At 68.8% G+C, this 13,436-nt stretch carries 14 protein-coding genes; 6 read left to right on the top strand and 8 right to left on the bottom strand.

Features of this window, described 5'->3' with window-relative positions; genetic code table 11:
- Positions 1-104 precede the first annotated feature (104 nt).
- The 5 genes from ctaE (at position 105) to FHX68_RS01020 (ending at position 5,001) form a co-directional block, all read left to right on the top strand.
- Positions 105-749: an aa3-type cytochrome oxidase subunit III gene (gene ctaE, locus FHX68_RS01040; RefSeq protein WP_141378711.1), complete on the top strand. Its 645-nt coding sequence runs from the start codon at positions 105-107 to the stop codon at positions 747-749.
- 20 nt (positions 750-769) lie between these two features.
- Positions 770-1,570: a cytochrome bc1 complex diheme cytochrome c subunit gene (qcrC, locus tag FHX68_RS01035; protein ID WP_141378709.1), complete on the top strand. Its 801-nt coding sequence runs from the start codon at positions 770-772 to the stop codon at positions 1,568-1,570.
- A 30-nt stretch (positions 1,571-1,600) separates the two neighbouring features.
- On the top strand, positions 1,601-2,680 hold the full coding sequence (gene qcrA / locus FHX68_RS01030) for a cytochrome bc1 complex Rieske iron-sulfur subunit (protein WP_141378707.1): 1,080 nt from the start codon (positions 1,601-1,603) through the stop codon (positions 2,678-2,680).
- Positions 2,677-4,497: a cytochrome bc1 complex cytochrome b subunit gene (gene qcrB, locus FHX68_RS01025; RefSeq protein WP_141378705.1), complete on the top strand. Its 1,821-nt coding sequence runs from the start codon at positions 2,677-2,679 to the stop codon at positions 4,495-4,497. The genes qcrA and qcrB overlap by 4 nt, the downstream gene beginning before the upstream one ends.
- A gap of 81 nt (positions 4,498-4,578) precedes the next feature.
- On the top strand, positions 4,579-5,001 hold the full coding sequence (locus tag FHX68_RS01020; protein ID WP_141378703.1) for a rhodanese-like domain-containing protein: 423 nt from the start codon (positions 4,579-4,581) through the stop codon (positions 4,999-5,001).
- A gap of 63 nt (positions 5,002-5,064) precedes the next feature.
- On the opposite strand, the gene FHX68_RS01015 is transcribed toward FHX68_RS01020, so the two are convergent.
- The 6 genes from FHX68_RS01015 to FHX68_RS00990 form a co-directional block, all read right to left on the bottom strand.
- Positions 5,065-5,856, bottom strand: a complete 792-nt coding sequence (locus tag FHX68_RS01015; RefSeq protein ID WP_141378701.1) for a PP2C family protein-serine/threonine phosphatase — start codon at positions 5,854-5,856, stop codon at positions 5,065-5,067.
- Between the two features lie 20 nt (positions 5,857-5,876).
- Positions 5,877-6,311, bottom strand: a complete 435-nt coding sequence (locus tag FHX68_RS01010; protein ID WP_141378699.1) for a cytochrome c oxidase subunit 4 — start codon at positions 6,309-6,311, stop codon at positions 5,877-5,879.
- Entirely contained in the window at positions 6,312-8,078 is a 1,767-nt protein-coding gene (ctaD, locus tag FHX68_RS01005; protein ID WP_141378697.1) for an aa3-type cytochrome oxidase subunit I, read from the bottom strand.
- The gene (ctaC, locus tag FHX68_RS01000; RefSeq protein WP_141378800.1) at positions 8,078-8,974 is read right to left on the bottom strand and encodes an aa3-type cytochrome oxidase subunit II; all 897 of its coding nucleotides are present in this window, start codon (positions 8,972-8,974) and stop codon (positions 8,078-8,080) included. The genes ctaD and ctaC overlap by 1 nt, the downstream gene beginning before the upstream one ends.
- Positions 8,975-9,213: 239 nt before the next feature.
- Positions 9,214-9,582 (bottom strand): iron-sulfur cluster insertion protein ErpA, encoded by a 369-nt coding sequence (gene erpA / locus FHX68_RS00995; RefSeq protein ID WP_141378695.1) that lies wholly within the window; start codon positions 9,580-9,582, stop codon positions 9,214-9,216.
- A gap of 51 nt (positions 9,583-9,633) precedes the next feature.
- Positions 9,634-11,073 (bottom strand): dipeptidase, encoded by a 1,440-nt coding sequence (locus FHX68_RS00990; RefSeq protein ID WP_141378693.1) that lies wholly within the window; start codon positions 11,071-11,073, stop codon positions 9,634-9,636.
- Positions 11,074-11,136: 63 nt separating this feature from the next.
- On the opposite strand from FHX68_RS00990, the gene FHX68_RS00985 reads away from it, so the two are divergent.
- Positions 11,137-11,697 carry a DUF3043 domain-containing protein gene (locus FHX68_RS00985; protein WP_141378692.1) on the top strand — a complete coding sequence of 187 codons (561 nt, stop codon included), beginning with the start codon at positions 11,137-11,139 and terminating at the stop codon, positions 11,695-11,697.
- A 160-nt stretch (positions 11,698-11,857) separates the two neighbouring features.
- On the opposite strand, the gene FHX68_RS00980 is transcribed toward FHX68_RS00985, so the two are convergent.
- Positions 11,858-12,892: a quinone-dependent dihydroorotate dehydrogenase gene (locus FHX68_RS00980; RefSeq protein WP_141378691.1), complete on the bottom strand. Its 1,035-nt coding sequence runs from the start codon at positions 12,890-12,892 to the stop codon at positions 11,858-11,860.
- 77 nt (positions 12,893-12,969) lie between these two features.
- Positions 12,970-13,434 carry a transcriptional regulator NrdR gene (nrdR, locus tag FHX68_RS00975; protein ID WP_141378689.1) on the bottom strand — a complete coding sequence of 155 codons (465 nt, stop codon included), beginning with the start codon at positions 13,432-13,434 and terminating at the stop codon, positions 12,970-12,972.
- Positions 13,435-13,436: the final 2 nt, after the last annotated feature.

The raw sequence follows: 13,436 nt of genomic DNA, 5'->3' as shown, positions 1-13,436 counted from the left end.
GCACACTCGCGGCGCGCTCCGAGCGCATTCCGATGCCCCCGAAAGTCCGGTGATCCGCACGGAGACCTTCAGGGATGCGAAAACTGGGCGCCGCATCCGCCATAATGGGGAGCGTGACGACCACTCCAGCGACCTATTCCCAGGCCTTGCGCTCCGTCAAGCGACCGGATCCGGTCGCTGTGGGCACCATCGTGTGGCTGGGCAGCGAGGTCATGTTCTTCGCCGGCCTCTTTGCGATCTACTTCACCCTGCGCAACGCCTCCCCCGACCTGTGGGCCGAGAGCACGCAGGACCTCAACGTGCCGTTCGCCGCGGTCAACACGCTGATCCTGGTGCTGTCGTCGTTCACCGCTCAGGCCGGCGTCTTCGCCGCCGAGCGCTTCCAGCCCTACCGCACCGGTTCGTTCTGGCAGTTCCGCAAGTGGGGCATGGTCGAGTGGTTCTTCCTCTCCTTCGTCATGGGCGCCGTCTTCGTCTCCGGCCAGGTGTGGGAGTACGCGACGCTCGTCGCCGAGGGCCTGCCGATCACCGCGAACTCCTACGCGTCGGCGTTCTACCTCACCACCGGTTTCCACGCGCTGCACGTGACGGGCGGTCTCATCGCCTTCCTCCTCGTGATCGGCCGCGCCTTCGCCGTGAAGAACTTCGGGCGCAAGGAGATGACGTCCGCGATCGTCGTGTCGTACTACTGGCACTTCGTCGACGTCGTCTGGATCGTCCTGTTCTTCGTCATCTACGTCGTCAAGTGAGAGCGGAGCTGACTCCTTCCATGCCTTCGAAGACCCCACGCCAGAAGACCGGCCGTCGCAGCAAGTGGGCCGCGGCCGCGCTGATCGGCATCGGCCTGCTCGTCACGGGCGGCATCTACGCCGGCGCCTCCGCGGCGATGGCGGCGACCGAGCCCACCTCGGCATCCACTACGCTCACCCTCGAGGACGGCAAGAAGCTCTTCCAGGCCAACTGTGCGACCTGTCACGGGCTGAACCTCGAAGGCACCGCCGACGGCCCGCCGCTGTACGGCGTGGGCGAGCTCGCGGTCGAGTTCCAGATGTCGACCGGCCGCATGCCCCTGCAAATGCAGGGGCCCCAGGCTCCGCAGAAGCCTGCGCAGTTCACGGAAGACCAGATCAAGGCGATCGCCGCCTGGGTGCAGTCTGTTTCCCCCGGTCCGACGTACCCGGATCCCTGGGTCATCGACGGTAAGGGTGACGTCGCCAACGGCGCCGAGCTCTTCCGCATCAACTGCGCGATGTGCCACAACGTCGCCGCAGCCGGTGGCGCCCTGACGGGGGGCAAGTACGCCCCCGCCCTGACGTCGACGAGCCCCCTGCACATATACGCCGCGATGGTGACGGGCCCGCAGAACATGCCGGTCTTCAACGACATGACGCTGACGCCCGAGGAGAAGCGCGACATCATCTCCGCACTGCTCTACCTGCGGGAGAACGAGTCTCCCGGTGGCTGGTCGCTCGGCTCGCTCGGCCCGGTCTCCGAGGGTCTGTTCATCTGGATCTTCGGCATCGGAACACTCATCGGCATCACCGTGTGGATCACGGCGAAGTCGAACTGATCGATCACTGACGTACGGAACGGACGCACCATGGCACACGAGGAAGATGCGCTCGAGCACGAGAGGGCTTCATGGCAGCCCTCCCCCGGGCTCGCCGTCGCGGTTCCCGACCCCGTGCAGAACCCCGGTCTGCCGCCGCATCGGGAGCGCATCACCGACAAGGATCCGGCCGCCATGAAGCGCGCCGTCCGCACGGTGTACACCCTCTTCTACCTCTCCCTCGCGGGCAGCATCTGGGCGATCGCCGCCTACATGCTCTTCCCGATCGAGAGCGGCCGGATGGTCGACATCCGCCACAACAACCTCTTCATCGGTCTCGGCATCGCGCTCGCGCTGCTGGCCCTCGGCATCGGTGCGATCCACTGGTCGAAGGCCGTCATGAGCGACAAGGAGTTCGTCGAGCCGCGCCACGCGACGCGCGGCCGCGATACGACCCGCGAAGGCGCCGTCGAGGCATTCCGCGAGGCGAACGAGGAGTCCGGCTTCGGACGCCGCACCGCCATCCGCGGGTCGCTCATCGCGGCGCTGGTCGCTTCGATCCTCCCGGGAATCACCCTCTTCCGCGGCCTCGCCCCCGAGTCGAGCCCCGAGAACCCGATCGCCGGAGACCCGGTAGCGCTGCTCAGCCACACGATGTGGAAGAAGGGCGAGCGCCTCGCGATCGACCCGTCCGGCAGGCCCATCCGCGCCGCCGACCTGACGCTCGGCTCGGTCGTGCACGTCATCCCCGAGTCGCTTGCGTCGCTCAGCCACCACGACGGCTACCTCGAGGAGAAGGCGAAGGCGATCGTGCTCCTCATGCGTCTGCTCCCCGAGCAGCTGCCCGCCGAGCACAACAAGCTGGAGTGGTCATACGACGGCATCGTCGCCTACTCCAAGGTGTGCACGCACGTCGGATGCCCCGTGGCCCTGTACGAGCAGCAGACCCACCACCTGCTGTGCCCCTGTCACCAGTCGCAGTTCGACGTGTCGCGCTCCGCGGCGGTCATCTTCGGCCCGGCCGCCCGTCCGCTGCCGCAGCTGCCGATCACCGTCGACGACGAGGGCTACCTCGTCGCGCAGAGCGACTTCACCGAGCCCGTCGGCCCGAGCTTCTGGGAGCGTCATTGAGCACCGCGACCGTCACTGAGTCCCCGTCGAGCACCGCACGGCCCGGCACCGATCCGCAGAGCGAGAAGCCGCTCGGCGGACGGTTCCTCGCGGGCGCCGCGAACTACATCGACGAGCGGACGAGCCTCTCCGGCCTCGTCAAAGAGCTCGGACGCAAGATCTTCCCCGACCACTGGTCGTTCATGCTCGGCGAGATCGCCCTGTGGAGCTTCGTGGCCGTGCTGCTGTCCGGCACGTTCCTGACGTTCTTCTTTCAGGCATCCATGGTCGAAACGCACTACGCGGGCGCCTTCCTGCCCCTCCGCGGCGTCGAGATGTCGGCAGCGCTGGATTCGACCCTGCGTCTGTCGTTCGACATCCGCGGTGGTCTGCTCGTGCGTCAGATCCACCACTGGGCCGCGCTCATGTTCGTCGCCGGCATCGGCGTGCACATGCTGCGCGTCTTCTTCACCGGCGCCTTCCGCAAGCCCCGCGAGCTCAACTGGGTGATCGGCTTCATCCTGTTCATCCTCGCGATGGCCGAGGGCTTCACCGGCTACTCGCTTCCCGACGACCTGCTCTCGGGCAACGGCCTCCGCATCATCGACGGCATGATCAAGGGCATCCCGCTGATCGGCACGTGGACCTCGTTCCTGCTGTTCGGCGGCGAGTTCCCCGGCACGCAGATCGTGGGTCGCCTGTACGCGCTGCACATTCTGCTGCTGCCGGCGATCCTCGTCGCGCTGCTCGTGGCGCACCTCATGCTGATGGTCATCAACAAGCACACGCAGTTCGCCGGCCCCGGCCGCACGAACAGCAACGTCGTCGGCTACCCGATGATGCCGGTGTACATGACGAAGATGGGTGGATTCTTCTTCCTCACCTTCGGCCTGATCGTGCTGATCGCCTCGCTGTTCACGATCAACCCGATCTGGAATTACGGTCCCTACGACCCCTCCCCGGTGTCTGCCGGCACGCAGCCCGACTGGTACATCGGCTTCGCCGACGGTGCCCTTCGTCTCGTGCCGCCGCACCTGGAGTTCGTGCTGTGGGACCGCACCTGGTCGTTCAACATCCTGCTGCCGCTCGGCATCATCGGGATCTTCATCGTCCTGGTGCTCATCTACCCGTTCATCGAGGCGTGGGTCACCGGCGACAAGCGCGAGCACCACATCGCCCAGCGTCCCCGCAACGCCCCGACGCGCACCGCGATCGGTGTCGCCGGCGTGATCTTCTACGCCGTGCTGTGGGCGGCCGCCTCGTCCGACATCATCGCGACCCACTTCCACCTCACGATGGAAGGCGTCATCCACACGCTGCAGGCGCTGCTGATCGTCGGCCCGATCCTCGGGTACTTCATCGCCAAGCGCATCGCCCTCGCGCTGCAGAAGAAGGACCGCGAGATCGCGCTGCACGGCTACGAGTCGGGCCGCATCGTGCGCCTCCCCGGTGGCGAGTACATCGAGGTGCACCAGCCCGTCGACGCGTACGAGCGGGTCAAGCTGGTCGACTACGAGACCAACGCGCCGCTCGTGGTGCGCCCGAACGACCAGGGCCGCATTCCGTGGCACGAGAACTTCCGCGCCTCGCTGTCGCGCTGGTTCTTCGAAGACCGGCTGGTCCCCGTCACGCAGGCCGACGTCGACGCCGCCGAGGCGCACTCGCACCACGAGCTCGCGCACATCGACGAGGAGGAGAACCTCGAGCTCCAGGGCATGCACGAGCGCGCCGGTGTTCCGGATGCCCCGCACCACCCGATCGACGACGGTCACAACCCGGAGACGGCCAACCGTCCGTCGAACATCATCATCCCGGACGACGAGCCGAAGAAGGACTGACCGCTCATCTGGCAGACAAGCGGCGAGGAGTGACCGTCACGGTCCTCCTCGCCGCTTTCTGGTTGCCCTAGCGTGAGAGGCATGACCGACGCCCTCGCCTACTTCTCCGCCAAGCTCACCCACGAGACCGACGCCTCCGACGTGTACGCCGCCCAGCAGGCCGGTGACGCGTTCGTGCCGGTGGATGTCCGGAGCGCGGATGCCTGGGCGCAGGGGCACGCCGTGGGCGCCGTCCACGTGCCGTATCGCGACATCGCCGCCCGGGCGGCGGAGTTCGACCCGGCCGTCCCCGTCGTCGTGTACTGCTGGAGCCCGGGATGCAACGCCGGCGCCAAGGGCGCCGTGGAGTTCGCGAAGCGGGGGTTCTCGGTGCGCGAGATGATCGGCGGCTACGAGTATTGGGCTCGGGAGGGGCTGCCGGTCGAGGGTGAAGACGGTCCCCTCCCCCGCGTGTTCGACCCGCTGGTGATGTACGTGCGGCCCGAGAGGTCCGAGAGGGGCTAGCGGCCTCGCGGGAGCGACGACCGGCGCGCGATAGCGCGAGCCCGCCGGTCCGGCCCGGCGTCCTCAGACGGCGGCGTCGAGCTCTTCGGAGAACCGTGCCGCGGCCGCGCCGGCGAAGCGCACCGGGCGAGCATCCGCCGCGCCGTCGACCACGTCGGCGACCGCGGCGGTGACGTTGTCGCGCGATCCCGCGTCGAGGGCGAGGCGCACGATCTCGTCTGCCGCCGCCTGCGGGTCGCCGGCACCGCGCAGCACGTCGGCGATGGCATCGTCGGGCAGGTAGTCGCTCACGCCGTCGCTGCAGATCATCCACCGGTCGCCCCTGACCGGCACCCGCTCGGCGACGCGCACGAGGTCGGTCGCGTCTCCGCGCAGCGATGCGGTGATGATGTTGCGACGCGGGTGGGTCATGACATCCTCTGCCCGCACCAGGCCCTGCTCGACGAGCGTCTGCACGAAGGAGTCGTCGCGCGTCTGGCGCATCAGCTCACCGCCGTGCAGGAGGTAGGCACGGGAATCGCCCGTGTGCGCGAGCAGCAGCGTGCCCCGCTGGCTGAACCACACGGCGGTGAAGGTCGTCGCCATGCCCGCCAGGGCGGGGTCGCGCCGCACGTGCGCGCCGAGATCCCAGTTCGCTTCGCGGATGCGCACGGCCAGCGCCGGGGCATCCATCACCCGGTCACCGCCCGCCACGAGGCGGTGCACGAGCGCCGCCGAGGCGAGATCGCCGGCGGGGCCTCCCCCGACGCCGTCGGCCACTCCGGCGCCCCAGGGCGCGACGAACGCCGCGTCCTGGTTGACGTCACGGTATCCGCCGATGTCGCTGTGGACACCGGCCGACAGACAGAGGGCCATCGCAGGGAGGAGAGCTCAGCTCAGCGCGCGAAGTATCCGCGGTAGTACTCGTACACCCAGCCGACGATCGCGACGAGGAAGACGGCCCCAGCGATCGGCAGCAGGAAGTTGCCGACGGCCAGGCCGATCATGCCGAGCGCGGCCGAGAACGCGAGCACGAGCGGCCACCACGACCACGGGCTGAACTCGCCCATCTCGGGGTCGCCGTCGTCGATGTCGCTCGTCAGCACGTCTTCGGGCAGCTCGCCGCCCTGCGCGCGGTGCACGCGGTCGACGTAGAAGCCGATCATGATCGCCATGAACGCCGTGAACAGCAGCACGACACTGCCGACCCACTCGGTCGCGTGGTACCACGGCAGGCTCGAGTGCTCGATGATGTTCCAGCCGGTGTACAGGCCGGAGCAGAGGAAGAAGAACCCGGCAAGGATCCACCAGAGGTTGACGTTGGTCTTCACTTACTTCACCTCTCCATCGGCCGCATCGACCACGGGCGCATCGGGCGCGTCCTTCGCGGGACCGACGCCCACCGGCACGGCGGCCTCGGGGTGGTTCAGGTCAAACGCAGGACGCTCGCTGCGGATGCGCGGGATCGAGGTGAAGTTGTGGCGCGGCGGCGGGCAGCTGGTCGCCCACTCGAGCGATCCGCCGTAGCCCCACGGGTCGTTGACGGTGACCTTCGGTGCCTTGCGCGCCGTGATCCAGACGTTCAGGAAGAACGGGATCATCGAGGCGCCGAGCAGCATCGCACCGATCGTGGACACCTGGTTCTGCCAGGTGAAGCCGTCGGCCGCCGAGTAGTCCGCGTAGCGGCGCACCATGCCCTCCACGCCCAGCCAGTGCTGGATGAGGAACGTCATGTGGAAGCCGATGAACAGCATCCAGAAGTGCACCATGCCGAGACGCTCGTTGAGCATCCGACCCGTCCACTTCGGCCACCAGAAGTAGAAGCCGGCGAACATCGCGAACACGACCGTGCCGAAAACGACGTAGTGGAAGTGCGCGACGACGAAGTACGAGTCGGACACGTGGAAGTCGAGCGGCGGCGAGGCGAGGATGACGCCGGTGAGGCCACCGAAGACGAACGAGACGAGGAAGCCGAGGCTGAACACCATCGGGGTCTCGAACGTGATCGATCCACGCCACATCGTGCCGATCCAGTTGAAGATCTTCACACCCGTCGGCACCGCGATGAGCATCGTCATGAGCGCGAAGAACGGCAGCAGCACGGCGCCGGTGACGTACATGTGGTGCGCCCACACCGACGCCGACAGCGCCGCGATCGCGATCGTCGCGTAGACGAGCGTCTTGTAGCCGAAGATCGGCTTACGGCTGAAGACCGGGAAGATCTCCGAGACGATGCCGAAGAACGGCAGCGCGATGATGTAGACCTCGGGGTGGCCGAAGAACCAGAACAGGTGCTGCCACAGGAGCACACCGCCGTTGGCCGGGTCGTAGATGTGCGCACCGAGCACGCGGTCGGCGGCGGCGGCGAGGATCGCCGCGGCGAGCACCGGGAAGGCCATCAGGATCAGGATGCTCGTGACGAGCGTGTTCCACGAGAAGATCGGCATGCGCCACATGGTCATGCCGGGCGCGCGCATCGTGATGATGGTCGTGATGAAGTTCACGGCGCCGAGGATGGTGCCGAAACCGCTCATGCCGAGGCCGAGCATCCACAGGTTTCCACCCGCACCGGGTGAGAAGGTGGCGCCGGCGAGCGGCTGATAGGCGAACCAACCGAACGCGGCCGCACCCTGCGGGGTGAGGAAGCCGGCGACCGCGATCAGCGAGCCGAAGATGAACAGCCAGAGCGCGAAGGCGTTCAGACGCGGGAACGCCACGTCGGGCGCGCCGATCTGCAGGGGCAGGATCGCGTTGGCGAAGCCCGCGAACAGCGGCGTCGCGAACATCAGCAGCATGATCGTGCCGTGCATCGTGAACAGCTGGTTGTACTGCTCCTTGGTCGGCACGATCTGCATGCCGGGCTCGAACAGCTCGGCGCGGATGATGAGCGCCATGACGCCGCCGAGCAGGAAGAACAGCACCGACGCGATCAGGTACATGTACCCGATCGTCTTGTGGTCGGTGGAGGTGATCCAGCGGACGAGGATGTTGCCCTTCTGCTCGACGCGCGAAGAGGTCAGCAGAGCTGCCTGGCGCGGCGGCAGGGTGGTGGGGCGGTGCGGAGCCTCGCCCTGGAGCGGGAGCGACGTCGTCGCCATCAGTGTTCTCCCTCGGATTCGGAAGCGCCCGTGCCCGGCAGGTTCTGCAGGCGGTTGTAGGCCTCGTTGATGTCGCCCGTCTGGCCGGCGTCGCGCAGGCCGTCGAGGTACGCGTCGTACTCGGCCTGCTCGACGACCTTCACCTTGAAGAGCATCATCGAGTGGTACTGGCCGCACAGCTCGGCGCACTTGCCGTCGTACTCGCCGACGCGGGTCGGCGTGAACGACCAGTAGTTGTCCTTGCCGATGTACATGTCCTTCTTGTACAGGAAGTCGATGATCCAGAAGGAGTGGATCACGTCACGCGAGGTGAGCTTGATCTTCACCTTCTTGTCGACCGGCAGGTAGAGCGTGGGCAGCTCGCTGGTGATGTCGCCCTTGGCATCCGTCTGCGCCTGCACGCCCATCGTCCAGACGGCGTCGGACGCGTCGTCGCAGTCCTGCTGGGCGTACTGGAAGTCCCACGCCCACTGCTTGCCGATCGCGGTGATGCAGGCGTCGGGCTCGTCGTACTGGGTCTCGAGCGTCGTCTGGACGCGTGCCGTGAAGGCGAAGAAGCCCAGCACGAGGATGAGGGGCACGACCGTGTAGAAGATCTCGATCGGCATGTTGTAGCGCAGCTGCACGGGAAGGCCGGTCTGGCCCTTGCGGCGACGGTAGGCGATGGCCGCCCAGCCCATCAGGGCCCAGGTGATCATGCCGACGGCGAGCAGGACGATCCACGAGTTGACCCACAGACCCGACACCATCTCGGTGTGGTTGGTGGCCTGGGTGCCGTCGTCGGTGAAGCCGGGCAGGAACCCGTTCAGCTGAGTCGTCGTGCAGCCCGCGAGGGCGACCGCCGTGACGATCCCGAGCGGGATGGCGGCGAGGCGGAGGCGGCGAGTGACGCGCACGGTGCACCTTTCGGGGTCATGAAGGTCGAACACCGATCAGTCTAGGGCAACCTCCCACGCGATTCAGGCCATGCGCCCAGGATGTCCCCTGCGTGCGGAGGGGGTTTCGCGGGCTGATCCTGCCTGTTCGCGGCGCGCGGGCGCGCACGGACGGACGGGTCGCCGACTGGGCGGCTCGGCTCGTCCGCAGGGGGTGCGATCGGTGGGTGATCGGGGTCTGATCGGTGGGGGTGGGCGCCTCAGTGGAAGCTGTCCCCGCAGGCGCAGCTGCCGGCCGCGTTCGGGTTGTCGATCGTGAAGCCCTGCTCGGAGATGGTGTCCTTGAAGTCGATCGTCGCGCCGTCGAGGTAGGGCACCGACATGTCGTCGACGATGACCTCGACGCCATCGAAGTCGACGGCCTGGTCGCCGTCGAGGTAGCGCTCGTCGAAGTAGAGCTGGTAGATCAGGCCCGAGCATCCACCGGGCTGCACGGCCACCCGCAGGCGCAGGTCGTCGCGACCCTCCTGGTCGAGCAGGCTCTTGACTTTGGCGGCCGCGGCGTCGGTGAGGCCGACTCCGTGCGCCTTCTCGGCGGTGGTCGCGTTCGTGATGGCGGTGTCGGTCATGGCACTCTCCTGGGATCTCGTGCCGGGTTCAGCCGGCGGGATGCCACGATTCTACGCGGCCTCGCCGCCGTCGGCTCCGGAGTCGAGGCTCTCGAGCAGGAGCGCCTCCGAGACGAGCGCCCGGCGGAACGTGTCGAGGTGCAGCGACTCGTTCGGGCTGTGCGCCCGCGCGTGCGGGTCTTCGACGCCCGTGACGAGGATCTGCGCGGCCGGGAACTCGCTCACGAGATCGGCGATGAACGGGATCGACCCGCCCACCCCGATGTCGACCGGGGAGGTTCCGTAGCCGGTCTCGAGCGCGGCGCGCGCCTCGGCGACCGCCGCGCCGCTCGTGTCGACGAGGAAGGGGTTTCCGCAGTCGACGTCGCTGAAGGTCAGTTCGGCGCCGAACGGCGCGTGCGCGCGCAGGTGCGCCTCGATCGCCTCGTAGGCCTCGCGTGCGTCCTGCCCCGGTGCGACGCGCGCGCTGATCACGAGCGAGAGCTCGGGGGTCAGCGTGTTGGAGGCGTTCCGCACGGAGGGGTAGTCGATGCCGGTCACGGTGACGGTGGGCTTGTTCCAGATGCGGCTGAGGATCGTGCCGCGCCCGATCGGGCTGACGCCGGCGGGCAGGCCCGCCTCGCTGCGGAGGGTCTCCTCGGAGTAGTCCGGCGTCGCGGCATCCCGCTCGCGGAGCCCCTCCACCGCGACGGCGCCGTCCTCGTCCCACAGCGTCGAGAGCAGCTTGACGGTCGCGAGCATCGCGTCGGGCACCGCTCCCCCGAACATGCCGGAGTGCGACGCGTGCTCGAGCGTCTTCACGGTCAGGGTGAAGCGCGCGTTGCCGCGGAGCGACACGGTGAGCGCAGGGGTGTCGGCGTCCCAGTTGCCGGAGTCGGCGACGACGATCACATCGGCGCGGAGGGCGTCGGCGTTCTCGCGGAGGAACGCCGCGAACGAGGCGGATCCCGCCTCCTCCTCCCCCTCGATGAAGAGGTTGACGCCGAGGTCGAAGTCGTCACCGAGCGCCTCGACGAGCGCGCGCAGCGCGCCGATGTGCGCCATGACCCCCGCCTTGTCGTCGGCCGCGCCGCGGCCGTACAGGCGTCCGTCGCGGACGGTCGGCTCGAACGGCGCACTCTCCCAGAGGGCCTCGTCGCCGACGGGCTGCACGTCGTGGTGCGCGTAGAGGAGGATCGTGGGCTTGCCGTTCTTGGCGGCGCGGGATGCCAGCACCGCAGGCATCCCCTCGGCTCCCGTCTCGGGGATCACCGCGGTCTTCACCTCGACGCGGTCGAAGATGCCGAGCCCCTCGGCGAGCTCCTTGACCGCCGCGGCGCTGCGTGCGACCTCGGCGCGGTCGAAGCCGGGGAACGCGATCGAGGGGATGCGCACGAGCCGGCCGAGATCGCCGAGCGCCGCCGGAACGCTCGCCTCGGCGGCGGAACGGACGGCGTCGCGGCGGGAGGTTTCGGGGGCGGAGGAGGCGGACCGGGGCGCGGGGGAACTCATGCGGGTAATCTTAAAGGGGCGCGTTTCGCGCACCAGTCGTCCAGATCTTTGAGGACCCCCGCCGTGGCCAAGAACCCCGTTTCACCCGACACCGCCCCCGAGGTGCCCGCCGGGCCGGGCAAGAACCGCCCGACGCCCTCGCGCGCCGAGCAGGAGGCGGCACGCAAGCGCCCCCTCGTGGCCGACACGAAGGAGGCGCGCGCGCGCGCGAAGGCCGACCTCGCCGCGCAGCGCGAGAAGGCCCGCATCGGCATGGCGCAGGGCGACGAGCGGTACCTCCCGGCGCGCGACAAGGGTCCGCAGCGCAAGTTCGCGCGCGACTTCGTCGACGCGGGTTGGCACCTGGGCGAGCTGCTCATGCCGCTGATGCTGATCGTGATCCTGGTGAGCCTCGTGCAGAACCAGGCCATCCTCGGCTACTCGATCGTGGCGCTGTGGGTGTTCATCCTGTTCGTCGTCGGCGACATGATCATCACGAGCCACCGGGTCAAGAAGCTCGCACACGAGAAGTTCGGCGACCGCATCGAGAAGGGCCTCGGCTGGTACGCCGCGATGCGCACCATCCAGATGCGCTTCATGCGTCTCCCCAAGCCGCAGGTCAAGCGCGGCGGCTACCCGGTCTGAGGCGCGCGCCGCGCCCCGTTCACGCGGAGTTCTGCACATCTGCGGACCCCTGCGCGCTGAGTGTCCGCAGGAGCGCAGATCCCCGCAGTTGCGCAGGGCCGTGGCATCCACCGCGCCGCGCCGCGCTAGCCAAGGGAGGATGCCGCGCCGCCGCGCGCGGTCAGAGTGCGGCGGCGAGACCCCGGTTGATCTGCCGAGCCCACAACGGGCCGCGGTAGATGAAGGCGGTGTAGCCCTGCACGAGGTCGGCGCCCGCGGCGAGGCGCCCCCGCACGTCGGCGGCGGTCTCCACTCCCCCGGCCGAGATGATGCAGAACTCCTCCGCCTCCTCGGGAACCGCGGCGCGCACGATCCGCAGCACGGCGAGCGAGCGCTGCCGCAGCGGGGCACCGGACAGGCCGCCCGGGCCCATCGCGGCGACGACCTCGGGGTCGGTCGTGAGCGGCTCGCGGGCGATCGTCGTGTTCGTCGCGACGAGACCGGCCAGCCGCAGCTCGACCCCGAGCCGGGTGATCGCCTCGATCTCGTCGTCGGGGAGGTCGGGGGCGATCTTGACGAGGAGCGGCGTGGTGCCCGCGGCATCCCGCACCGCCTCGAGCAGGGGCCGCAGGGTCTCGACCGCCTGCAGGCCGCGAAGACCGGGTGTGTTCGGGGACGACACGTTCACCACGAGATAGTCGGCGACCGGCGCGACCTCGCGCGTGCTCCGCACGTAATCGGCGGTCGCCGCGTCGACGTCGACGACGCGGCTCTTTCCGATGTTGGCGCCGAGCACCGCGCGGCGGGGACGGCGACGCGAGCGCTCGAGGCGCCGGGCGGCCGCGGCGGCTCCGGCGTTGTTGAAACCCATCCGGTTGATCAGCGCGCGGTCCTCGATGAGCCGGAACAGGCGCGGCTTCGGGTTGCCGTCCTGAGCGATCGCCGTGACGGTGCCGACCTCGACGTGCCCGAAACCGAGGGCGTAGAGACCCTCGCTCATGACGGCGTTCTTGTCGAAGCCCGCCGCCACGCCGAACGGCGAGTCGAAGACGAGCCCGAGCGCCCGCGTCTGCAGGCGCGGATCGGGGCGGGTCAGCGCGCGCACGATCGGCGCGAACGGCCAGACGCCGAGCACACGGATGACGGGGATCACCAGGTGGTGCGCCGCCTCGGGGTCCATGCGCGAGAAGAACGTGCGGAAGATGAACGGATACATCGGCACCAGCCTACGGCTCGCGCGCGGCGGCACCGGAAATGTGCGGGCCGTGAATTCCGCGAACCGCGGACGGGCGCCTACGCCTCGGCGCGCGCGGCGTGGTCGGCGCGCAGCTGCGCGATGGATGCCTCGAAGTCCTCCAGCGAGTCGAACGCCTGATACACGCTCGCGAACCGCAGGTAGGCCACCTCGTCGAGTTCGCGGAGCGGCCCGAGGATCGCGAGGCCGATCTCGTTCGTGTCGATCTGCGACGACCCGGTCTGGCGCACCGCTTCCTCGACGGCCTGCGCCAGCACGGCCAGGTCGGAGTCGGTCACGGGCCGGCCCTGGCATGCCTTGCGGACGCCCGACATGACCTTCTCGCGGCTGAACGGCTCGATCACGCCGGAGCGCTTGATGACGTTGAGGCTCGCCGTCTCGATCGTCGAGAAGCGGCCGCCGCACTCGGGGCACTGGCGACGGCGGCGGATGCTCAGGCCGTCGTCGCTCGTGCGCGAATCGATCACGCGCGAGTCGGCGTGGCGGCAGAACGGGCAGTGCACGG

The sequence above is a fragment of the Microbacterium lacticum genome, assembly GCF_006716815.1.
GTDB classification, from domain to species: Bacteria; Actinomycetota; Actinomycetes; order Actinomycetales; family Microbacteriaceae; genus Microbacterium; species Microbacterium lacticum.
Note: the sequence above shows the minus strand (reverse complement) of the source record. Positions and strands in the feature narration are given on the sequence as shown.